The following is a 20,833-nucleotide window of genomic DNA, read 5'->3' on the forward strand; positions in this document are numbered from 1 at the left end:
CTCGGAAAAACACGAACGGGAAAGGAAGGAAAAAAGCAGAAGCCGTCATCAGTCGATGTCAGGGCTTCCAGTAGAGAAAGTTGCGGTACAGCGCCAGGCCGGCAGCGGCACTCTTTTCCGGGTGGAACTGGGTGGCAAACAGGTTGTCGCGCGCCACGGCCGCGGTAAAGCGGCCGCCGTAATCAGCCTCACCCACAGAGTGCTCCGGCTGTGCCGGATCGGCATAGTAGCTGTGCAGGAAATAGAACCAGGTCTGGTCGGCAATGCCATCCCAGAGCGGATGCGGTCGCGTGATGTGCAGCTGGTTCCAGCCCATTTGCGGCACCTTGAAACGACTGCCGTCGGGCTGGGTCTTGCCTTCCAGCTGGAAGCGGCGTACCTCGCCCGGAATCAGGCCCAGGCTGGCGGTATCGCCTTCCTCGCTGTGCTGCAATAGCATCTGCATGCCGACGCAAACGCCAAAAAAGGGCTTGCTGGCCGCGGCCTCGCGCAGGGCCTCCATCATGCCGCTGTCACGCAGGTGCTGCATGCAGTCGCGCATGGCGCCCTGCCCGGGCAGGATCACACGCTCGGCCGCGCGTATCTGCTCCGGCTGCTGCGCAATGACCACGTCAAGACCGGCTTCTGCACCGTGCAGCACGGCCTGCTGCACCGAGCGCAGGTTGCCCATGCCGTAATCGACAATCGCGACCGAGGGTCTGTGCATCAAAGGCTGCCTTTGGTAGAAGGAATCATGCCGGCAGCACGGTCATCGTGCTCCAGCGCCATGCGCAGCGCGCGGCCAAAGGCCTTGAATACGGTTTCGCACTGGTGGTGCGCGTTGATGCCGCGCAGGTTGTCGATATGCAGCGTGGCGCCGGCATGGTTGACAAAGCCCTGGAAGAATTCGTACACCAGCTGCGTATCCAGCTGGCCGATCATGGCAGCGGTAAACGGCACCTCGAACGTCATGCCGGGGCGGCCGGACAGGTCGATCACGACGCGGCTCAGCGCCTCGTCCAGCGGCACATAGGCATGGCCGTAGCGACGCAGGCCACGCTTGTCACCCACGGCACGCGCTACCGCCTGGCCAAAGGTGATGCCGATATCTTCCACCGTGTGGTGGCCGTCGATGTGCAGGTCGCCCTGGCAGCGGACGTCCATGTCGATCAGGCCATGGCGGGCAATCTGCTCCAGCATGTGATCCAGAAAGCCGATACCGCTTTCCAGCCGTGACACGCCGGTGCCGTCCAGATTGATGGACACGGTAATATCGGTTTCTGCGGTCTTGCGGCTGACCTCTGCGGTGCGCGCCGGCAGCGCTTGTGTGCTACTCATGACAACTCTCGAAAAGTGACCGGCAGCCAGACCGCCGGTACACGACAACATCACGGCCTGCAGGCGTGCAGCCGGTATCCGGGCATTGTAGAAACCCTTTGCCAGCCGATGGCGCCAGGACACGCAGATCGTGTCCCGTTGATGCACCTTCGCAACGTTGCAGACCCCTCCGGGAAAGACTCCGATTGTCGCATCTTACCGGGGCAATCGGCCGCTCCGGCAGCGATACCCGCGCAGACTGCTAACATTCGTGTTTTAGCCTCTTTCCGGAAGCCCCGCATGAACCGCTACTGGAGCGCCATCGTCCACGCGCTGACTCCTTACGTCCCCGGCGAACAGCCCAAGCTGGAACGCCTGATCAAGCTCAACACCAACGAAAATCCCTACGGCCCGTCGCCGCGCGCGCTGGAAGCCATGCGCGCCGCCACCAGCGACAGCCTGCGCCTGTACCCGGACCCAAACGCCGACCAGCTGCGCCAGACGCTGGCGCGCCGCCACGGCCTGCAGCCGGAACAGGTGTTTGTCGGCAACGGCTCGGACGAGGTGCTGGCGCATGCCTTCATGGCGCTGCTCAAGCATGACGATCCACTCTGGTACCCGGACATCACCTACAGCTTCTACCCGACCTACTGCAAGCTCTACGGCATCGACCACGAACTGATCCCACTGGACGAGCAGTTCGGCATCCGCGTGCAGGACTACCTGCCGCAAGCTGATCGTCGCGCCGGCGCCATCATCTTCGCCAACCCGAACGCCCCGACCGGCCGCCCCTTGAGCCTGGACGAGGTCGAGCAGATCGTCGCCGGCAACCCGCAGGCGGTGGTGCTGGTCGATGAGGCCTATGTCGATTTCGGCGCCAGCAGTGCCGTAGCGCTGGTGGACAAATACCCCAACCTGCTGGTGGTGCATACCTTCTCCAAGAGCCGCTCGCTGGCCGGCATGCGCATCGGTTTTGCCATGGGCCACGCCGGCCTGATCGAGGCGCTGGAGCGTGTCAAGAACAGCTTCAACTCCTACCCGCTGGACCGGCTGGCGCTGGCCGGTGCCGTCGCCTCGCTCGAGGATGAGGACTATTTCCAGCAGACATGCCGCCAGGTCATCGCCACGCGCGAGCAGCTCGTGACCGAACTGCAACAGCTCGGTTTCGAGGTACTGCCGTCGGCCGCCAACTTCGTGTTTGCGCGTCACCCGCAGCATGCAGGTGCGGCCCTGGCGCAGGCCCTGCGCGATCGCTCCATCATCGTGCGCCATTTCGCCAAGCCGCGCATCGATGCCTTCCTGCGCATCTCCATCGGTACCGATGCCGAATGCCAGCAGCTGGTGGCCGCGCTGACGGAGATCCTGCAAGCCTGAAACGCCTGCAACATCTTCACACAACCGTCATGATCGGGCTCTACAGTGCTGGATGGCTGCCTGCACACCGACGCAGGCCCGAGACAACAACATCGCCCCTTCAAGGAACCTGATCATGACTCTCATGTCCCGCACCGCGGCCGCCGTCCTGGCCACTGCCTCCATCGCCCTGCTGGGTGCCTGCGCTACCGACGCCAAGAAGCCGGCAGCACCCCAGGCGGCCGCCAAGCCCGCCGAAAAGAAGAGCGGCATCCTGGCCGAACTCGCCCCGACCACGGCTGACAGCAGCGCCAAGGGCAAACTGAAGTTCGAACAGAAGGAAGGCGCCGTCCTGATCACCGGCAGCATCAGCGGCCTGAAGCCGAACGCCTGGCACGCTTTCCACGTGCACCAGAATGGTTCCTGCGCTGACGCCGGCAACGCGGCTGGCGGCCACTTCAACCCGACCAAGCAGCCGCACGGCATGCACGGCGCCGGCAACCACCACGTGGGTGACCTGCCGGCCCTGCGTTCCGACTCCAAGGGCGTGGCCCTGGTTGACGTCACCAGCGAAACCGTGGCCCTGAGCGGTGCCAACAGCGTGATCGGCAAGGCCGTGATCGTGCACGCCGATGACGACGACTACACGGCACAGCCCACCGGCAACGCCGGTGCGCGCATCAGCTGCGGCATCGTCACCGACTACAAGTGATGGCCTGAAGGCTGACTGCCGGTCCAGGCCGGCAGCCAGCATGCAAAACGGGAGCCTGCGGGCTCCCGTTGTCGTTACTGCGTCAGGCGCGCTCAGTCCTTCAGGCGCATCTCGGCGGCGCGTGCGTGGGCCTGCAGCCCTTCGCCATGGGCCAGCACGCTGGCGATGCGGCCCAGTACCTGCGCGCCCTGCTCGCTCACCTCGATCAGGCTACTGCGCTTCTGGAAATCGTAGACGCCCAGCGGCGAGCTGAAACGCGCGGTTCCGCTGGTCGGCAGCACGTGGTTCGGACCGGCGCAATAGTCACCCAGGCTCTCGCTGGTGTAGGCGCCGAGGAAGATCGCGCCAGCGTGCTTGAGCAGCGGCTCCCAGCGGTGCGGATCGTTGCTGCTGACTTCCAGGTGCTCGGGCGCAATGCGGTTGCTGATGGCACAAGCCTCTTCCATGCTGGCGGTGTGGATCAGCGCACCACGGCCATTCAGGCTCTTGGCGATGATCTCCGCGCGCGGCATCTCCGGCAGCAGGCGGTCGATCGCCTCCTGTACCGCATCGATGTAGGCCGCATCCGGGCACAGCAGGATCGATTGCGCCAGTTCGTCATGCTCGGCCTGGCTGAACAGGTCCATCGCCACCCAGTCGGCCGGCGTGCTGCCATCGGCCAGCACCAGGATTTCGCTTGGGCCGGCAATCATGTCGATGCCGACGGTGCCAAACACGCGGCGCTTGGCGCTAGCCACATAGGCATTGCCCGGTCCGGTGATCTTGTCCACCTGGGGAATCGTTGCCGTGCCATAGGCCAGCGCCGCCACCGCCTGCGCACCACCAATGGTGAAAGCGCGGCTGACACCGGCCACATGAGCGGCGGCCAACACCAGCGGATTCTTTTCGCCGCCCGGCGTCGGAACCACCATGATGATGTCCTGCACGCCAGCCACATGCGCCGGGATCGCGTTCATCAGCACGGAAGACGGATAGGCCGCCTTGCCGCCCGGCACATAGATGCCGACACGGTCCAGCGGCGTGACCTTCTGGCCCAGCAGCGTGCCATCGGCATCGCGGTAGGTCCAGCTTTCGCCATTCGCGCGCTTCTGCGCCTCGTGGTAGCTGCGCACGCGCGCGGCGGCATCCTGCAGCGCGCTGCGCTGGTCTTCGGGCAGGCTGTCGAAGGCGGCCTTGAGTTCGGCCTGGTTCAGCTCCAGCGCCGCCATGCTGTCCACCGGCAGCTGGTCAAAGCGTGCGGTGTACTCGATCACGGCGGCATCGCCCCGCTGCTGCACGTCGGCCAGGATATCGGCCACGCGCTGCTCGATGGCGGCATCGGTATCGGCGCTCCAGTGCAGGCGTGCCTGGAAGGCGCTCTCGAAATCAGGCTGGGAAGTGGACAGACGCAGGGGGGTGGCTTTCAGGGTAGTCATGCGATTACTGTAAGCGAAATGGCCCGCGTGGTCACGCGGGCCGCTGGCATGGGCAGGATAGGAAAAAGCGATGGCACGGATCAGGCCGCGCCACCGGCATCAGGCCGCAGCCGGTTCGGCAATGGCCGCGGCAAAGGTATCGATCAGGCGGCGGATCGGCTCCTGCTGCAGCTTGAGCGAAGCCTGGTTCACCACCAGGCGCGAGCTGATCGGCATGATGTGCTCGACCTCGACCAGCTTGTTGGCCTTGAGCGTGCCGCCCGTGGACACCAGGTCCACGATGGCATCGGCCATGCCGATCAGCGGGGCCAGTTCCATGCTGCCGTAGAGCTTGATGATGTCCACGTGCACGCCCTTCTCGGCGAAGAACTCGCGCGCGATGTTGACGTACTTGGTCGCCACACGCAGGCGCGCGCCCTGTTTCACCTTGCCGGCGTAGTCAAAGCCCTCCGGCACCGCCACACTCATGCGGCAGCGCGCAATCTGCAGGTCCAGCGGCTGGAACAGGCTCGTCTGGCCCCATTCGGCGCAATGCTCGATCAGGGTGTCCTTGCCCACCACGCCCAGGTCGGCACCGCCGTACTGCACATAGGTCGGCACGTCGGTGGCGCGTACCAGCACCACCTGCATATCCGGCTGGTTGGTCGGCAGGATCAGCTTGCGCGAGCTTTCCGGGCTTTCCAGCACCTCGATGCCGGCCGCCGCCAGCAGCGGCAGGGTCTCGTCGAAAATACGCCCCTTGGACAGCGCCAGCGTGATCATCCGGCCACCCGTTCGATGTCGGCACCGAGCGCGCGCAGCTTGACTTCCATCTGGTCGTAGCCACGGTCCAGGTGGTAGATGCGGTCCACGGTGGTTTCGCCTTCGGCCACCAGGCCGGCAATCACCAGGCCGGCAGAGGCACGCAGGTCGGTCGCCATCACGGTCGCACCGGACAGGCGCTCCACGCCTTCCACCATGGCATTCTTGCCATCGATGGTGATGTTGGCACCCAGGCGCGACAGCTCGCTCACGTGCATGAAGCGGTTCTCGAAAATCGTTTCGGTGACCAGGCTGCTGCCCTGGCTCACGGCGTTCAGGGCCATGAACTGCGCCTGCATGTCGGTCGGGAAGCCCGGATATTCGGTGGTACGGAAACTCTGTGCCTTCAGGTGCTGCCAGGCCGGGCCGGCGGCGCGCACACGGATGCCATTGCCTTCGCTCGTGATCTCGACGCCGGCTTCACGCAACTTGTCGACCACCACGTCCAGATGCTCGGCACGGCCATGTTCCAGCAGCACATCGCCACCAGTGGCAGCCACGGCGCACAGGAAGGTGCCGCACTCGATACGGTCGGCTACCACGGCATGCTCGCAGCCGTGCAGCTTGTCCACGCCCTCGATCACGATGCGGCTGGTGCCATGGCCGCTGATTTTCGCGCCCATCTTGATCAGCATCTCGGCCAGATCGGGAATTTCCGGTTCCTGCGCGGCGTTTTCCAGCACCGTGGTGCCTTCGGCCAGCGTGGCCGCCATCAGGAAGTTCTCGGTACCGGTCACCGTAATCATGTCGGTGGTGATGCTGGCACCCTTGAGGCGCTTCTGGCCGGCCGGCAGGCTGGCCTCGATATAGCCGTGTTCGACACGGATCTCGGCACCCATGGCCTGCAGGCCCTTGATGTGCTGCTCCACCGGGCGTGCGCCAATCGCGCAGCCGCCCGGCAGCGAGACACGCGCATGGCCGGTACGCGCCAGCAGCGGACCCAGCGCCAGCACCGAAGCGCGCATGGTCTTGACCAGCTCGTACGGCGCTTCGGAGTTGACCGGGTCGGCGGCCTGGAAGCTCATGCCGCCACGCTCGCCGTGGGTCTGGATCTGGACACCCATGTTTTCCAGCAGGCGGCGCATGGTGGCGACGTCGCGCAGGCGCGGCACATTGTGCAGGCGCACCGGTTCGCTGGTCAGCAGCGTGGCACACATTTCGGGCAGTGCGGCGTTCTTGGCGCCGGAGATGGCAATCGTCCCGTTGAGGGACTTGCCGCCACGGATCAGGAGTTTGTCCATGTGGAAATTCTGTGAGGAGAAAAAGGAATCGGCCGGAAGGAAATCAGGCCTCAGACAGCTGCGCCCACTCGGCCGGCGTCATGGTCTTCATGGAGAGCGCATGCACCTCGTCGGTCTGGATACGCTCGCCCAGGGCAGCATACACCAGCTGGTGGCGCGCGATCAGGCGCTTGCCCTCGAACACCGGGGACACGATCACGGCAAACCAGTGGCGACCATCGCCCTCGACTTCGAGGTGGTCACACGGCAGGCCGGCGGCAAGAAGGGAACGCAGTTCGTCAGCAGTCATCATGGTGTCTAGGATATCAGGTACGCAGCTTGTAACCCGTCCTGAGCAGATACATGCACAAGGCAGACACCAGCAGCAGCACGCTGCCGGCGATGCCCAGGCTCAGCCAGGGGGAGACGTCGCTCACGCCAAAAAAGCCGTAGCGGAAGCCGTCAATCATGTAGAAGAACGGATTCAGGTGGCTCAGGAATTGCCAGAAGGCTGGCAGCGAATGGATCGAGTAGAACACGCCGGCCAGAAAGGTCATCGGCATCACGATGAAGTTCTGGAACACCGCCATCTGGTCGAACTTGTCGGCCCACAGGCCGGCCAGCAGGCCCAGCGTTCCCATCAGGCCACTGCCCATCACGGCAAAGACCAGGATCCAGACGATGGAAGCGGCTTGCGGCGGCGCATAGATCAGAGTCACCAGATAGACACCCAGCCCCACCAGCAGGCCGCGGAACAGTGCCGCGCCCACGTAGGCGATGAACCAGTGCCAGGCATGCATCGGCGTCATCAGCACGAACACCAGGTTTCCCATGATCTTGCTCTGCACCAGGCTGGAAGCACTGTTGGCAAAGGCGTTCTGCAGCATGCTCATCATCACCAGGCCGGGCACCAGAAAGGCCACGTAGCTCACGCCCGGATAGACCTGCACGCGATCACTCAGCACATGGCCGAAGATCATCAGGTAGAGCACCGCGGTCAGCACCGGGGCTGCAATCGTCTGGAAGCCGACGCGCCAGAAGCGCAGCACTTCCTTGTACAACAACATCTTCCAGCCGTCGTTCGGGGCCTGCACGGCCTCCAGGCCGGCAAAACCGCCCTTGCGGATCTGATCGCCACTCATGCGCGCACCTCCCCGCCCTTGCCCTGCATCAGGGTAATGAATACGTCTTCCAGATCCGCCTTGCGGATCTCGATGTCTTCCACGCGCACGCCGGCGGTGCGCATGGCACCCAGGTAGTGCTCGATCTCGTCCGGCGACTGCGCCGGCAGCTCGACCATGCGGCCAGTGACGCGGGCCTTGGCGGCCACGGCTGGCGGCAGCGGCGAGTCAGTCTTGAAGTGCAGCACGCTGGCACTGGCGCCTGCCAGCAGCGTGCTGGTCTTTTCCAGCGCCAGCAGCTTGCCCTGCTTCAGCATGGCAATGCGATGGCACAGTGCCTCGGCTTCTTCCAGGTAGTGCGTGGTCAGCAGCACGGTATGGCCCTGGCGGTTCAGCTCGGAGACAAACTTCCACAGCGTCTGGCGCAGCTCGACGTCGACACCGGCGGTGGGCTCATCCAGCACGATGACCGGCGGCTTGTGCACCAGCGCCTGCGCCACCAGCACGCGGCGCTTCATGCCGCCCGAGAGCTGGCGCATGTTCGACTGTGCCTTGTCGGCCAGCCCCAGGCTGTGCAGCAGTTCGTCGATCCAGGCATCGTTGTTGCGCATGCCGAAATAGCCGGACTGGAAACGCAGCGCCTCGCGCACCGTGAAAAAGGGGTCGAACACCAGTTCCTGCGGCACGATGCCAAGGTGGCGTCGCGCCTCGATATAGTTGGCGCGCACATCATGGCCGTGCACCCGGATGGTGCCCTTGCTGGCATGGGCCAGCCCGGCCAGGATGGAAATCAGTGTGGTCTTGCCCGCGCCGTTCGGACCCAGCAGGCCGAAGAATTCGCCGTGCTGGATATCGAAGCTGACGTTGTCGAGCGCATGCACCGCCGGCGCGTTGCCGCGTCGCGGATAGGTCTTGGTAAGGGATTGGATGGATATGGCAGACATGAACCCGCTATTCTAGCTTTCCCTTACATTTCCTGCCACGACCGGGGCACTTGGTCCGCCCCGGGCGCAGTCAGGCAAGATCAGCTGCTGTGCGACACCTTGATGGTGGGGAACTTGTGGCTGTAGTCCTTGCCACGCGCGGCGATCAGGCAGCCGACCTGGCGCGCAATGCTGCGGTAGATGCCGGCCGCCTCGCTGTCCGGTGCCGACACCACGGTCGGCTGGCCGCTGTCGGCCTGTTCTCGGATATGCATGGCCAGCGGCAGCGCGCCCAGATAGCGCATGCCCTGCTGCTCGGCCAGACGCTTGCCGCCTTCGTGGCCGAAGATGTGCTCGGTGTGGCCGCACTGGCTGCACACGTGCATGGCCATGTTTTCCACCACGCCCAGGATCGGCACGCCGACCTTCTGGAACATGTCGATGCCCTTCTTCACGTCGATCAAGGCAATGTCCTGCGGCGTCGTCACCATCACGGTGCCGGTGACCGGCACGCGCTGGCTCAGCGAGAGCTGGATATCACCGGTACCGGGCGGCATGTCTACCACCAGATAGTCGAGTTCGTCGTCCGGGCTGCCCCAGTTGGTCTGGTGCAGCAGCTGGTCCAGCGCCTGCGAGGCCATCGGGCCGCGCCAGACCATGGCCTGGTCTTCACCGACCAGGAAGCCGATCGACATCAGGCGCACGCCATGCGATTCCAGCGGCTCCATGCTCTTGTTGTCCACCGATTGCGGACGGCCACTCACGCCCATCATGGTCGGCACGCTCGGGCCGTAGATGTCGGCATCGAGCAGGCCGACGCGCGCGCCTTCGGCGGCCAGCGCCAGCGCCAGGTTGGACGCCGTCGTGCTCTTGCCGACGCCGCCCTTGCCGGAAGCCACCGCCACCACGTTGCGCACGTGCTTGATCAGCTGCAGGCCGGACTGCACCACGTGGGAAATCACGCGTGTGCCGATCTCGACCTGGACCGTGCGCACATCGGGCAGCGTGGCTGCCGCCTGTTGCAGTTCGGTGCGGATGCGATCGTGCTGGCTGGCTGCCGGATAGCCCATTTCCAGCGTGAAGCTCAGCGAGCCGCCGGTCCAGACCAGGTTCTTGATTGTCTTCTCGGTAGCCAGCGGCTGACCCATTTCATCGGTCACGCCGGCCAGGGCCTGCAGCAGGGAAGCAGGAATCGTCATCGGAAATACCTCTTGCATGTGGGTGTCAGAATGCCAGCCAGTGTAGCGAATGGCGAGTGTCCGTTGTCGGGCACGGTCTTGTGTCTGCACCGTGACAGCCACGGCCAGTAGAATGATGCTTTCTGCTGCAGTCCACACTGCAGCCGCACCCTGTTTCTTCCCGAATTTCTGCCCCATGACGCGCAAACTGTTTGTCACTACCGCCCTGCCCTACGCCAATGGCACCTTCCACATCGGCCACATCATGGAATACATCCAGGCCGACATCTGGGTGCGTTTCCAGCGCATGCAGGGCCACGAGGTGAAATTCGTCGGTGCCGACGATGCCCACGGCGCCCCGATCATGATCGCCGCCGAAAAGGCCGGCAAGACGCCGCAGCAATTCGTCGCCGACATCGCCGCCGGCCGCAAGCAGTACCTGGACGGCTTCCACATCAGCCACGACCACTGGTACAGCACCGACAGCCCGGAAAACACCGAGTTGGCGCAATCGATCTACCGCGCACTCAAGGCATCTGGCCTGATCGAATCGCGCACCATCGAGCAGTTCTACGATCCCGACAAGGGCATGTTCCTGCCGGACCGCTTCATCAAGGGCGAATGCCCCAAGTGCCACGCCAAGGACCAGTACGGCGACAACTGCGAGGTCTGCAGCGCCGTCTACAGCCCGACCGAATTGATCCAGCCCTATTCCGCCCTGTCCGGTGCCACGCCGGAGCTGCGCCAGAGCGAGCACTTCTTCTTCACCCTGTCCGATCCACGCGCCATCGAATTCCTGCAGCAGTGGACTGCCAGCACCAATGCACGCGGCGTCCCGCACGTACAGCCCGAGGTGCTCAACAAGATCCGCGAATGGTTCCAGCCGGACGAATCCGGCAAGGCCCAGCTGGGCGACTGGGACATCTCGCGCGATGCGCCCTATTTCGGCATCGAGATTCCCGATGCGCCGGGCAAGTACTTCTACGTCTGGCTGGACGCGCCGGTCGGCTACCTGGCCAGCCTGAAGAACCTGCTGAGCCTGCAGGGTGTCGATTACGAAGGCTATGTCAACGATCCCGATCTGGAGCAGTACCACTTCATTGGCAAGGACATCATCACCTTCCACACCCTGTTCTGGCCGGCCATGCTGCACTTCAGCGGCCGCAAGACGCCCGATGCCATCTTCGTGCACGGCTTCCTGACCGTGAACAACGGCGAAAAGATGAGCAAAAGCCGCGGCACCGGCCTGGATCCGCTCAAGTACCTCAGCCTCAAGATGAACCCCGAGTGGCTGCGCTACTACCTCGCCGCCAAGCTCAACGGTCGCAACGAGGACATCGATTTCAACGCCGACGACTTCATGGCACGCGTCAACGCCGACCTGATCGGCAAGTTCGTCAACATCGCCTCGCGCTCGGCCGGCTTCCTGACCAAGCGCTTTGGCGGCAAGCTGGGCACGCTGGACGACCAGGGCAGCGCCCTGCTGGCCGAGCTGCAACAGGCCGGCAGCCACATCGCCAGCCTCTACGAAGGCCGCGACTTTGCCCGCGCCGTGCGCGAGATCATGGCGCTGGCCGACAAGGTCAACGTCTATGTCGACCAGCACAAGCCCTGGGAACTGGCCAAGCAGGAAGGCCAGGAGCTGCGCCTGCACCAGGTCTGCACGCTGTGCATCGAGGCCTTCCGCGTGCTCACCATCTACCTCAAGCCGATCCTGCCACAGCTGGCGGCCCAGGTCGCGCACCTGCTGATCCTGCCGCCAGAAAACTTTGCCGATGCCGCCCGCGCGCTCGGCGAAGGCCACCAGATGGACGAATTCAGGCACCTGATGCAGCGCGTCGATGCCAAGCAGCTCGACGCCCTGTTCGAACCGCCGGCGGATGCAGCAGCAGCCAAGGCACCCGAAAAGAAAGCCGGCAAGAAGGCAGCCGCTCCCGTGGTCGATCCCAACGCGCCCGGTGGCGAGCCACTGGCCCCAGTGATCGGCATCGAGGACTTTGCCAAGGTGGATCTGCGCATCGCCAAAATCCTGGAGTGCAAGGCGGTTGAAGGCTCGACCAAGCTGCTGCAACTCACGCTCGATGCCGGCGAAAAGGACGAGCACGGCCAGCCGAAGACACGCAATGTGTTCAGCGGCATCGCCAGCATGTACCAACCCGAACAACTTGCCGGCAAGCTCACCGTGCTGGTCGCCAACCTGGCTCCGCGCAAGATGAAGTTTGGCATCAGCGAAGGCATGGTGCTGGCCGCCAGCCATGCTGACGAGGCCGCCCAGCCCGGCATCTACGTGCTGGAGCCCTTCCCGGGCGCACAGCCGGGCATGCGCATCCACTGACGGCCCGCACGCCGGACGACTGGGTACCACCATGCAGCTGCCTTCCTCGATCCTGATCTTCCGGCCCAGCATCCTGCGCGCGCTGCGCGGCTACAACCGCGAGCGCCTGGTGCACGACACCACGGCCGGCATCACCGTCGGCCTGATGACGCTGCCGGTGGCGCTGGCCTTTGCCATTGCCAGCGGCCTGCCACCGGGCACCGGACTGATCACCGCCATCATGGCCGGCTTCCTGATCGCGCTGTTCAGCGGCTGCCGCATCCAGATCGGCGGGCCGTCCAGCGCCTTCATCGTGATCGTCTACGGCATCGTCGAACGCTACGGCATTCCCAACCTGCTGATCGCCACCATGATGTCCGGCATCATGCTGTTCCTGATGGGGCTGTTCCGGCTCGGCACGCTGATCCGCTTCATTCCGGTGGCGGTGGTGATCGGCTTTACCAACGGCATTGCAGCGCTGATCATCCTGTCGCAGCTGCGCGATTTCCTCGGCCTCAGCATCGAGAAGATGCCGAGCGGCTTCTTCGGCATTGTGTCGACGCTCTGGACGCACCTGCACACGGTCAACTACTACGCACTCGGACTGGCGCTGGTCACCTCGCTGGTACTGTTGGGCTGGCAGCGCCTGATGCCGGCCTCCGGGCCAGACCAGCCGAACGTGCGCGGCAAGCTGAACATCATCCCCGGCACCATCATCGCCCTGATCATCGGCAGTCTGGCAACCACTGTCTTGCAACTGCCGGTCGAGACCATCGGCTCGCGTTTTGGCGGCATTCCCGCCGATTTCCCGGGCATGACGCTGCCCGCCATGGACTGGGAAACCACGCGCTTCCTGTTCATGCCGGCGCTGACCCTGGCCATCCTGTGTGCCATCGAATCGCTGCTGTGCGCGCGCGTCGCCGACAACCTGCTCGACGAGCGCCACAACCCGAACCAGGAGCTGATGGCGCAAGGCACGGCCAACGTCATCACGCCGCTGTTTGGCGGCATGCCGGCAGCCGGCACGATTTCACGCACCTACACCAACTTCCGCAGTGGTGCCACCAGCCCGATTGCCGGCATGGTGCACGCGCTGGCGCTGTTGCTGATCGTGCTGCTGGCAGCCCCGCTGGCCGCCAACATCCCGCTGCCGACACTGGCCGCGATCATGATGTTCACCGCCTTCAACATCGGCCAGTGGCGCGAGTTCTCGCGTCTGCGCAGCTACCGCATGCCCTACCGCATCACGCTGCTGGCAGTATTCCTGCTGACCGTGGTGTTCGACCTGACGGTGGCGGTCGAGGTCGGCCTGGTTGCTACCTGCCTGACCTTCATCTACCGCATTTCCAGCCTGACCTATGCCGACACGGTAGAACCCGGCCAATACAGCGACATCCCGCGCTGGAACCCCGGCGACATGCAGGTACGCCAGCTGCACGGCGCACTGTTCTTCGGTGCCGTCAAGCTGATCCAGGATCTGGAAAAGCAGCTGCCACGCCGTGTCGTCGTGCTGGACCTGGATGGCGTGATCTACCTCGACAGTTCAGGTGCCGAAGAACTGCTGCACCTGGCCAAGATCTGCCACAACCGTGGCATCACGCTGATCCTGTGTGGCATCAAGCGCCAGCCCCAGGACATGGTGCAGCGCGTGCAACTGCTGCAACGCCATGGCGTACGCCATGCCGACCGGCTGCAGGACGCGCTACGTGAAGCCACTGCCATGCTGCCGGCCTCGGCCCTGAAGCATGCAGATACCGGGCCCGCTGCTGACCCGATACCGGTCTGAACCGCCAGACTCGGCTGATCAGGACTTGTCCGGGCTGTGCGGATCCATCGGGTCGTCGGTGATGGTGGTTGACAGCACGCGCAAATCGCGGTCAAAGGTCACGACAAACTGGTTGCTCAGCGCATTACCTTCGCGGAAGCGCCAGATATACACGGTCTCGCCCTTGATCGGATAAGTCGTCTGCTTCGCCGGCTTGCCCAGCATGCGGCGCACATCCTCCATCATCATGCCGGGCTGCACCTTCTCGAAGTTGACGCGCGTCAGCACCTGGCGCAGCGCCGTCACCTTGCCATCCGGGCCAATGCTGATCATGTAGTTGACCACGCCCTGCGGCTGGCGGTTGTATTCCAGGATGCGTTCACCCTCCGCGCCATCCCAGACGTTTTCCGGCTGGCCCCATTTGGCATAGACCTCGTTCTCGGTGGTAAAGCCTTCTTCGGTGGTGGTGATGCGCTCGTTGTCACAACCCTGCAGCAACAGCACGCTGCACAAGGTAGCAGCCGCGGCACCCAGCCACCAGCCACGGGAAGAACGGAACGGGAAACGCATGTCAATCACTCCTTCAGATGGGCTCAGCGCCCGATGGCCCGCAATCGCTGCGGGAAACGGTAAAATACAGGACATTGCGCCTGGTTGCGCGTCTCATTTTCTCTGGATTGTCGCATCATGTATCTGTTCCGCCGCCCTGATTACCGCTCCGAGGCTACCGAATTCATCAATGCCCTGAAAAAGCAGAATCCCGAGCTGGAGGCGCAACAGCGCCATGGCCGCTCCCTGCTGTGGGATCGTGAGCAGGATCCGGAAGTCCGTGCCCAGTACGAGGCCGGCCGCGTGGCGCAAAAGCCCTACGTCTACGGCACCAATCCCGACTGATACCCCGCAACGGCTCCCCTGCCGTCTGCCGCTGGCGTGAGTACCCCGCTGTCCAACGCGGGTCAGGTATCGCTTGACCCCGAACTGCAGCTGCCCGATGTGGTCGACCACATCGCCGTGGCACGGCTGTATGGCGAACCGCTGTTTTCCGTCCCGCAGGATCTCTACATCCCGCCCGATGCGCTCGAGGTCTTTCTCGAAGCCTTCGAGGGCCCGCTGGACCTGCTGCTCTACCTGATCCGCAAGCAGAACTTCAACATCCTCGATATTCCGATGGCCGCCGTGACGCGCCAATACCTGGAATATGTCGATGAAATCCGCAGCCGCAACCTGGAGCTGGCCGCCGAATACCTGCTGATGGCGGCCATGCTGATCGAGATCAAGTCGCGCATGCTGCTGCCGCCACGCAAGACCGCCGACGGCGAAGAAGCTGAAGACCCGCGCGCCGAACTGGTGCGCCGCCTGCAGGAATATGAGCGCATCAAGCTGGCCGCGGCGCAGCTCGCTACCGTGCCGCAAGCCGGCCGCGACTTCTTCCGTGCCCATGGCCATATCGAGCAATCGCTGCAGCCGCGCTTTCCCGACGTGCACCTGGACGATTTGCGCCAGGCCTGGGCCGATATCCTCAAGCGCGCCCGGCTGGTACAGCACCACCGCATAGGCCGCGAACAGCTCAGTGTGCGCGAGCACATGAGCCTGGTGCTCAAGCAATTGCAGGGTCGACGCTTCCTGGAGTTTGGCGAACTGTTCGACCCTTCACTCGGCGTACCGGTGCTGGTCGTCACCTTTGTCGCCCTGCTCGAACTGGCCAAGGAAGGCCTGGTCGACATCAACCAGGGCGAAGCCTTTGCGCCGATCTACGTGCGCCTGGCCTTTACCCCAAGCTGATATTTCCCGCCGCCGGCCTTATTCGTGCTCGGTCTTGGCATCGCGCTCCATCAGGAAGCGCGCCGCGCGTTCGGCGTTGATGCTGCCATCCAGCAGGCCCACCACGCAGCGCGTGATCGGCATGTCCACGCCCAGCGTCTGCGCACGCGCCAGCACGGTGCGCGCGCTGTAGGCACCTTCGGCCACATGGCCCAGGCTTTGCACCGCCTGCTCGGCACTCATGCCCTGCGCCAGCAGCAGGCCGACCTTGCGGTTGCGACTCAGCTCACCAGTGGCCGTCAGCACCAGGTCACCCATGCCGCTCAGGCCCATGAAAGTAGCCGGCTGCGCCCCCATTGCCACGCCCAGGCGCGTCATCTCGGCCAGGCCGCGTGTCAGCAAGGCGGCACGCGCATTCAGGCCGGGTACGGCCCGGCCCGGTGCCAGGGATTCGCGCAGTCCATCGAGCACGCCAGTGGCAATCGCCAGCACGTTCTTCACCGCACCGCCAACTTCCACGCCGACCCAGTCCTGGCTGCGGTAGACACGCAGCGTGCTGTTGTGCAGCGCTTCCACCACGCGTTCGCAGACTATTTCCTGCGGGCTTGCCACCACCAGCGCCGTGGCCTGCTGGTGCGCCACTTCCTGGGCAAAACTCGGGCCGCTCAGCACGCCGGCCTGCAGCTCCGGCGCCACTTCGGCCATCACTTCATGCGGCAGCAGGCCAAAATCTGCGCCCGGCTGCACCTGCTCGAAGCCCTTGCAGAGCCAGACCAGCGGCACCTGGCAGCCACGCAGCTGCTGCAGCTGTGCGCGCAAGGCCGCCGTCGGTGTCGCCACGATCACCAGATCATGCTGCTGCAACTCGGCAGCCGTGGCCTGGCCCGCGTGTACCCGGATCGCTTCCGGCAACGGAATGCCCGGCAGGTAGCGCACGTTCACGCCTTCGGTACGCATCGCCTCGGCATGCGCTGGCTGGCGCGTCCACAGATCGACGTGGTGGCCTTGTGCGGCACTGATGGCAACGGCGGTTCCCCACGCGCCCGCGCCCAGGACGGCAATCTTCATTCCTTTCTCCCGAAGCGCCGCCAAGCGCGACGCAGAAACAGTTCAGGGCGCCGCAGCGCCCCGAACAGCATGGAACACCGGCTTGCGCCGGTTGCCATTATTGCACTTGCGGCTGCTCGGCAGCCTCGGCCAGCTGGTGCTCGTACATGGCCTGGAAGTTGATCTCGGCCAGGTGCACGGGCGGGAAGCCGGCGCGCTGGATCAGGTCAGCCACGTTGCCACGCAGGTAGGGGTAGATGATCTGCGGGCAGGCCACGCCGAGCACGCCGCCCATCTGCTCTTCCGGCAGGTTGCGGATCTCGAAGATGCCGGCCTGACGCGCCTCGATCATGAACACGGTGCGGCTCTCGAGCTTGGTGTGCACGTTGGCGGTCACCACCACTTCGTAGATGCCGTCAGCGACCTGCTCACTGCCTACGCTGAGCTGGATGTCCACGCCAGGAGCCACCTGCTCCAGCAGGATGGCGGGCGAATTGGGCTGCTCCAGCGATGCTTCCTTCAGGTACATGCGCTGAATGCTGAATACGGGATCTTGGTTCTCGGTCTCTGCCATGGTCATCTGCCTTGCGGTTACGGTAAAAGAACATTATGGCAGCTGTTCGGGACAGTTCTGCCATGACGCGGCGCAGCCGGCATCAGCCCTGCAGCAGGGCTTCCAGCTTGCCTTCGCGGTCCAGCGCGACCAGGTCATCGCAGCCGCCGACATGGTGATCGCCGATATAGATCTGCGGCACGGTGCGGCGACCGGTGCGCTCGATCATCTGCTTGCGCAGTTCACGATCCTGGTCGATACGGATTTCGTTGAGTTCCGTCACGCCACGCTCGTCCAGCAGCATCTTGGCGCGGACGCAATACGGGCAATACGGGGTGGTGTAAATGGTGACAGCTTGCATCGGTCTTCTTGTTCTTGAAAAAGGGATAGCCGGCACATCAGGCCGGCCCATGGATCAGGCCTTGGCGACTTGCAGCGGCATGTTGGCGGCTTTCCAGCTGCGCATGCCACCGGCCACGTTATGGCACTCCTCGTAGCCCATCTTGCGCGCCACGGCTGCGGCACGGCCGGAGCGCATGCCGGTGGAGCAGATGAACAGCACCGGGGTCTTCTTGTTCTTGACCACCTGCGGCAGCTTGTCGGCTAGTTCGGCCAGCGCCACGTGCTTGGACTGGGCAATGCGTTCAGCACCGTATTCGGCGGCGTCACGCACATCGACCATGACGGCCTTTTCCCGGTTCATCTTCTGCACCGCATCGGCCACAGTCAGGCCAGCCTGGCCACCGCCACCATTCTTGACCTGCCAGATCAGCATGCCACCAGACATCAGCGCAACCAAGACCAGCATCCAGTTATTCAGCAAAAAATCCACGTAAAACCTCTTTTGGGAGTGAAACATGTCCAGAGGACAAGGATGATTCTAAAATAGTAGATTATCCCGTGCGTGACAACGCCCGGAAAAGTCCCTGTTCCCCCCTGTATTGTGAGCACTGACATGTACAAACTCGTCCTGATCCGCCACGGCGAATCTACCTGGAACCTCGAAAACCGTTTCACCGGCTGGACCGATGTCGACCTGACCGACACCGGCGTGCAGCAGGCCCAGCAGGCTGGCAAGCTGCTGCGTGAAAACGGCTACGATTTCGACCTGGCCTACACCAGCGTGCTCAAGCGCGCCATCCACACGCTGTGGCACTGCCTGGACGCGATGGATTGCCAGTGGCTGCCCACGATCAAGTCCTGGCGCCTGAACGAGCGCCACTACGGTGGCCTGCAGGGCCTGAACAAGGCCGAGACGGCGCAGAAATACGGTGATGAGCAGGTGCTGGTCTGGCGCCGCAGCTATGACACGCCGCCGCCGACGCTGGCTGCCGATGATCCGCGCAGCGAACGCGACGACCGCCGCTACGAAGGCATCGACGTGCCGCTGACCGAGTGCCTGAAGGACACCGTGGCGCGCGTGCTGCCGTTCTGGAACGAGTCCATCGCACCTGCCATCACCTCCGGCAAGCGTGTGGTCATCGCCGCCCACGGCAACTCGATCCGTGCCCTGATCAAGTACCTGGATGACATCTCCGAAACCGAGATCGTCGGCCTGAACATCCCCAACGGCATCCCGCTGGTGTACGAGCTGGACGAAAACCTCAAGCCGATCCGCCACTACTACCTCGGCGATGCCGCCGCTGCCGAAGCAGCCGCCAAGGCCGTGGCTGCCCAGGGCGCCAACAAGTAAACAGCCAAGCGCTGTGCTTCATGCCACCGGGCATGCCCGCCTGACGATGCGTTACAACTGTCGGTGCGTGCATGCCCTGTGGTTTTTAAGCAGCGTGTATAGTGGTGCGATTGACTGACAGCCTGCTGTCAGTCCTGCACGAAAGACATTTCCCCCACAGGAGAGGGCATACATGGGTTCCAAGTTGAAAGCGGCAGGCTGGGTTTCCGCCGGCATCCTGGCGGGTGCCATGGCTACCGTTTCGGTACAGTCGCTGGCGCGCGGCACGACTGATCCGTTGCCGCTTGAAGAGCTGCAGCAGCTGGCTGCCGTCTTCGGCATGGTCAAGAACAGCTATGTAGAGCCCGTGGACGACAAGAAGCTGATCACCGATGCCATTTCCGGCATGGTGTCCGGTCTGGATCCGCACTCCCAGTACTACGACAAGAAGGCCTACAAGGAATTCCGCGAAAGCACCTCCGGCAAGTTCGTCGGTGTCGGCATCGAGATCACGCAGGAAGACGGCCTGATCAAGGTCGTGTCCCCGATTGAAGGCTCCCCGGCCGACAAGGCCGGCATCCAGGCCGGCGACCTGATCACGCGCGTCGACGACAAGGCGGTGCGCGGCATGTCGCTCAGCGATGCCGTCAAGCGCATGCGCGGCGAAGCCAACACCAAGGTCGTATTGACCGTCTGGCGCAAGGCCGAAAGCCGCACCTTCCCGGTCACCATCACGCGTGCCGAGATCCGCACGCAATCGGTACGCAGCAAGATGATCGAGCCCGGCTACGGCTGGGTGCGCCTGACGCAGTTCCAGGAACGTACCGTGCCCGATTTCGTGCGCAAGGTGAACGAGCTCTACGCCGCAGACCCGAACCTCAAGGGCCTGGTGCTGGACCTGCGCAATGACCCGGGTGGCCTGCTTGATGCTGCCATCGCCATCTCGGCGGCCTTCCTGCCCGAAGGCAAGGTGATCGTCAGCACCAAGGGCCAGATCCCCGAAAGCAACCAGACCTATCGTGCCGTACCGCAGGACTATGTGCGCACGCTGACCGCCACGGATCCGCTGAAGGAACTGCCTGAAGCCCTGAAGAATGTGCCGCTGGTGGTACTCGTGAACGAAGGCTCGGCCTCGGCCAGCGAGATCGTGGCCGGCGCCCTGCAGGATTACAAGCGCGCCACCATCATGGGCAGCCAGACCTTTGGCAAGGGCTCGGTGCAGACCGTGCGCCCGCTGGGCCCGGATACCGGACTGAAGATCACCACCGCGCGCTACTACACGCCCACCGGCAAGGCGATCCAGGCCACCGGCATCGTGCCTGACGTGATGGTGGACGAAACCGCCGAAGGCACGCGTTACGCCGCCCTGCGCATGCGTGAAGCCGACCTGGATCACCACATCAGCAACGGCCAGTCCGGCGCTGACAAGCTCGACCCGGCGGCCGAAAAGGCACGCGAGGAAGCGCGCGACGAAGCCCTGAAACAGCTCGAGGCCGACTCGAAGAAAAAGCCGGAAGAGCTGCGCCTGCCCGAGTACGGCAGCGAGAAGGATTTCCCGCTGATCCAGGCGCTGAACCAGCTCAAGGGCCAGCCGGTCCAGGTCAGCAAGACACAGAAGGTACGCGAGCCTGAAGAGAACAACGAGTCTCCCGGCAGCGACAGCGCCAAGCCCGCCAGCACGCCTGCCTCGCGCTGATTCCAG

Annotated in this window: 22 protein-coding genes; 8 read left to right on the plus strand and 14 right to left on the minus strand. The window is 64.0% G+C overall.

All coding sequences use genetic code 11. The features are described from left to right. Positions 1-58 precede the first annotated feature (58 nt). On the minus strand, positions 59-706 hold the full coding sequence (gene hisH / locus V1261_RS08705; protein ID WP_329771345.1) for an imidazole glycerol phosphate synthase subunit HisH: 648 nt from the start codon (positions 704-706) through the stop codon (positions 59-61). Next, the gene (gene hisB / locus V1261_RS08710) at positions 706-1,317 is read right to left on the minus strand and encodes an imidazoleglycerol-phosphate dehydratase HisB (RefSeq protein WP_329771346.1); all 612 of its coding nucleotides are present in this window, start codon (positions 1,315-1,317) and stop codon (positions 706-708) included. The genes hisH and hisB overlap by 1 nt, the downstream gene beginning before the upstream one ends. A 279-nt stretch (positions 1,318-1,596) precedes the next feature. Between hisB and hisC the strand changes: the two genes are divergently transcribed. Next, positions 1,597-2,670, plus strand: coding sequence for a histidinol-phosphate transaminase (gene hisC / locus V1261_RS08715; protein WP_329771347.1), 1,074 nt, complete (start codon positions 1,597-1,599; stop codon positions 2,668-2,670). Positions 2,671-2,785: 115 nt separating this feature from the next. After that, positions 2,786-3,361 carry a superoxide dismutase family protein gene (locus tag V1261_RS08720; protein WP_329771348.1) on the plus strand — a complete coding sequence of 192 codons (576 nt, stop codon included), beginning with the start codon at positions 2,786-2,788 and terminating at the stop codon, positions 3,359-3,361. A 92-nt stretch (positions 3,362-3,453) separates the two neighbouring features. On the opposite strand, the gene hisD is transcribed toward V1261_RS08720, so the two are convergent. The 7 genes from hisD to apbC all read right to left on the minus strand — a co-directional run bounded on the left by hisD (position 3,454) and on the right by apbC (position 10,040). After that, positions 3,454-4,776 carry a histidinol dehydrogenase gene (gene hisD, locus V1261_RS08725; RefSeq protein WP_329771349.1) on the minus strand — a complete coding sequence of 441 codons (1,323 nt, stop codon included), beginning with the start codon at positions 4,774-4,776 and terminating at the stop codon, positions 3,454-3,456. A 99-nt stretch (positions 4,777-4,875) separates the two neighbouring features. Continuing rightward, a complete protein-coding gene (hisG, locus tag V1261_RS08730; RefSeq protein ID WP_329771350.1) occupies positions 4,876-5,538 on the minus strand; it encodes an ATP phosphoribosyltransferase in 663 nt (220 codons plus the stop codon). Further along, positions 5,535-6,818, minus strand: coding sequence for a UDP-N-acetylglucosamine 1-carboxyvinyltransferase (murA, locus tag V1261_RS08735; protein ID WP_329771351.1), 1,284 nt, complete (start codon positions 6,816-6,818; stop codon positions 5,535-5,537). The genes hisG and murA overlap by 4 nt, the downstream gene beginning before the upstream one ends. Before the next feature lie 43 nt (positions 6,819-6,861). Beyond that, positions 6,862-7,107, minus strand: coding sequence for a BolA family protein (locus V1261_RS08740; protein WP_329771428.1), 246 nt, complete (start codon positions 7,105-7,107; stop codon positions 6,862-6,864). 16 nt (positions 7,108-7,123) lie between these two features. Then, complete coding sequence (locus tag V1261_RS08745; RefSeq protein WP_329771429.1) at positions 7,124-7,864, minus strand: ABC transporter permease; 741 nt, start codon at positions 7,862-7,864, stop codon at positions 7,124-7,126. A gap of 71 nt (positions 7,865-7,935) precedes the next feature. Further along, on the minus strand, positions 7,936-8,862 hold the full coding sequence (locus V1261_RS08750) for an ABC transporter ATP-binding protein (protein ID WP_329771353.1): 927 nt from the start codon (positions 8,860-8,862) through the stop codon (positions 7,936-7,938). Between the two features lie 80 nt (positions 8,863-8,942). Next, positions 8,943-10,040 (minus strand): iron-sulfur cluster carrier protein ApbC, encoded by a 1,098-nt coding sequence (gene apbC / locus V1261_RS08755; RefSeq protein ID WP_329771430.1) that lies wholly within the window; start codon positions 10,038-10,040, stop codon positions 8,943-8,945. 175 nt (positions 10,041-10,215) lie between these two features. Between apbC and metG the strand changes: the two genes are divergently transcribed. Together metG and V1261_RS08765 are read left to right on the plus strand one after the other, a co-directional pair. Next, complete coding sequence (gene metG, locus V1261_RS08760) at positions 10,216-12,354, plus strand: methionine--tRNA ligase (protein WP_329771354.1); 2,139 nt, start codon at positions 10,216-10,218, stop codon at positions 12,352-12,354. Between the two features lie 31 nt (positions 12,355-12,385). Then, on the plus strand, positions 12,386-14,119 hold the full coding sequence (locus V1261_RS08765; RefSeq protein WP_329771355.1) for a SulP family inorganic anion transporter: 1,734 nt from the start codon (positions 12,386-12,388) through the stop codon (positions 14,117-14,119). An 18-nt stretch (positions 14,120-14,137) separates the two neighbouring features. Here the strand turns inward: V1261_RS08765 and bamE are convergent, their stop codons facing one another. Further along, entirely contained in the window at positions 14,138-14,668 is a 531-nt protein-coding gene (bamE, locus tag V1261_RS08770) for an outer membrane protein assembly factor BamE domain-containing protein (protein ID WP_329771356.1), read from the minus strand. Between the two features lie 117 nt (positions 14,669-14,785). Here bamE and V1261_RS08775 point away from each other — a divergent pair, with 117 nt between their 5' ends. Both V1261_RS08775 and V1261_RS08780 read left to right on the plus strand, forming a co-directional pair. Next, positions 14,786-14,992, plus strand: coding sequence for a DUF3460 family protein (locus V1261_RS08775; RefSeq protein ID WP_329771357.1), 207 nt, complete (start codon positions 14,786-14,788; stop codon positions 14,990-14,992). A gap of 48 nt (positions 14,993-15,040) precedes the next feature. Continuing rightward, positions 15,041-15,880: a segregation and condensation protein A gene (locus V1261_RS08780; RefSeq protein WP_329771431.1), complete on the plus strand. Its 840-nt coding sequence runs from the start codon at positions 15,041-15,043 to the stop codon at positions 15,878-15,880. 18 nt (positions 15,881-15,898) lie between these two features. Here the strand turns inward: V1261_RS08780 and V1261_RS08785 are convergent, their stop codons facing one another. The 4 genes from V1261_RS08785 to V1261_RS08800 form a co-directional block, all read right to left on the minus strand. After that, on the minus strand, positions 15,899-16,927 hold the full coding sequence (locus V1261_RS08785; protein ID WP_329771358.1) for an NAD(P)H-dependent glycerol-3-phosphate dehydrogenase: 1,029 nt from the start codon (positions 16,925-16,927) through the stop codon (positions 15,899-15,901). Between the two features lie 97 nt (positions 16,928-17,024). Continuing rightward, positions 17,025-17,480: a protein-export chaperone SecB gene (secB, locus tag V1261_RS08790; protein WP_329771359.1), complete on the minus strand. Its 456-nt coding sequence runs from the start codon at positions 17,478-17,480 to the stop codon at positions 17,025-17,027. A gap of 82 nt (positions 17,481-17,562) precedes the next feature. Then, positions 17,563-17,820, minus strand: coding sequence for a glutaredoxin 3 (gene grxC / locus V1261_RS08795; protein WP_329771360.1), 258 nt, complete (start codon positions 17,818-17,820; stop codon positions 17,563-17,565). A gap of 54 nt (positions 17,821-17,874) precedes the next feature. Then, the gene (locus tag V1261_RS08800) at positions 17,875-18,267 is read right to left on the minus strand and encodes a rhodanese-like domain-containing protein (RefSeq protein WP_329771361.1); all 393 of its coding nucleotides are present in this window, start codon (positions 18,265-18,267) and stop codon (positions 17,875-17,877) included. Between the two features lie 147 nt (positions 18,268-18,414). On the opposite strand from V1261_RS08800, the gene gpmA reads away from it, so the two are divergent. Together gpmA and V1261_RS08810 are read left to right on the plus strand one after the other, a co-directional pair. Then, positions 18,415-19,152: a 2,3-diphosphoglycerate-dependent phosphoglycerate mutase gene (gene gpmA, locus V1261_RS08805; RefSeq protein ID WP_329771362.1), complete on the plus strand. Its 738-nt coding sequence runs from the start codon at positions 18,415-18,417 to the stop codon at positions 19,150-19,152. Positions 19,153-19,324: 172 nt separating this feature from the next. Then, on the plus strand, positions 19,325-20,827 hold the full coding sequence (locus V1261_RS08810) for a S41 family peptidase (RefSeq protein ID WP_329771363.1): 1,503 nt from the start codon (positions 19,325-19,327) through the stop codon (positions 20,825-20,827). The last annotated feature ends 6 nt before the right edge of the window (positions 20,828-20,833 follow it).

This window comes from Brachymonas sp. J145 (assembly GCF_036312245.1).
Lineage (GTDB): Bacteria > Pseudomonadota > Gammaproteobacteria > Burkholderiales > Burkholderiaceae_C > Brachymonas > Brachymonas wangyanguii.

Excerpts from the sequence above, each read along its gene's own strand:
- hisH (WP_329771345.1), bottom strand. The coding sequence starts at position 706 with ATGCACAGACCCTCGGTCGCGATTGTCGATTACGGCATGGGCAACCTG.
- hisB (WP_329771346.1), bottom strand. The coding sequence starts at position 1,317 with ATGAGTAGCACACAAGCGCTGCCGGCGCGCACCGCAGAGGTCAGCCGC.
- hisC (WP_329771347.1), top strand. The coding sequence starts at position 1,597 with ATGAACCGCTACTGGAGCGCCATCGTCCACGCGCTGACTCCTTACGTC.
- V1261_RS08720 (WP_329771348.1), top strand. The coding sequence starts at position 2,786 with ATGACTCTCATGTCCCGCACCGCGGCCGCCGTCCTGGCCACTGCCTCC.
- hisD (WP_329771349.1), bottom strand. The coding sequence starts at position 4,776 with ATGACTACCCTGAAAGCCACCCCCCTGCGTCTGTCCACTTCCCAGCCT.
- hisG (WP_329771350.1), bottom strand. The coding sequence starts at position 5,538 with ATGATCACGCTGGCGCTGTCCAAGGGGCGTATTTTCGACGAGACCCTG.
- murA (WP_329771351.1), bottom strand. The coding sequence starts at position 6,818 with ATGGACAAACTCCTGATCCGTGGCGGCAAGTCCCTCAACGGGACGATT.
- V1261_RS08740 (WP_329771428.1), bottom strand. The coding sequence starts at position 7,107 with ATGACTGCTGACGAACTGCGTTCCCTTCTTGCCGCCGGCCTGCCGTGT.
- V1261_RS08745 (WP_329771429.1), bottom strand. The coding sequence starts at position 7,864 with ATGTTGTTGTACAAGGAAGTGCTGCGCTTCTGGCGCGTCGGCTTCCAG.
- V1261_RS08750 (WP_329771353.1), bottom strand. The coding sequence starts at position 8,862 with ATGTCTGCCATATCCATCCAATCCCTTACCAAGACCTATCCGCGACGC.
- apbC (WP_329771430.1), bottom strand. The coding sequence starts at position 10,040 with ATGACGATTCCTGCTTCCCTGCTGCAGGCCCTGGCCGGCGTGACCGAT.
- metG (WP_329771354.1), top strand. The coding sequence starts at position 10,216 with ATGACGCGCAAACTGTTTGTCACTACCGCCCTGCCCTACGCCAATGGC.
- V1261_RS08765 (WP_329771355.1), top strand. The coding sequence starts at position 12,386 with ATGCAGCTGCCTTCCTCGATCCTGATCTTCCGGCCCAGCATCCTGCGC.
- bamE (WP_329771356.1), bottom strand. The coding sequence starts at position 14,668 with ATGCGTTTCCCGTTCCGTTCTTCCCGTGGCTGGTGGCTGGGTGCCGCG.
- V1261_RS08775 (WP_329771357.1), top strand. The coding sequence starts at position 14,786 with ATGTATCTGTTCCGCCGCCCTGATTACCGCTCCGAGGCTACCGAATTC.
- V1261_RS08785 (WP_329771358.1), bottom strand. The coding sequence starts at position 16,927 with ATGAAGATTGCCGTCCTGGGCGCGGGCGCGTGGGGAACCGCCGTTGCC.
- secB (WP_329771359.1), bottom strand. The coding sequence starts at position 17,480 with ATGGCAGAGACCGAGAACCAAGATCCCGTATTCAGCATTCAGCGCATG.
- grxC (WP_329771360.1), bottom strand. The coding sequence starts at position 17,820 with ATGCAAGCTGTCACCATTTACACCACCCCGTATTGCCCGTATTGCGTC.
- V1261_RS08800 (WP_329771361.1), bottom strand. The coding sequence starts at position 18,267 with ATGCTGGTCTTGGTTGCGCTGATGTCTGGTGGCATGCTGATCTGGCAG.
- gpmA (WP_329771362.1), top strand. The coding sequence starts at position 18,415 with ATGTACAAACTCGTCCTGATCCGCCACGGCGAATCTACCTGGAACCTC.
- V1261_RS08810 (WP_329771363.1), top strand. The coding sequence starts at position 19,325 with ATGGGTTCCAAGTTGAAAGCGGCAGGCTGGGTTTCCGCCGGCATCCTG.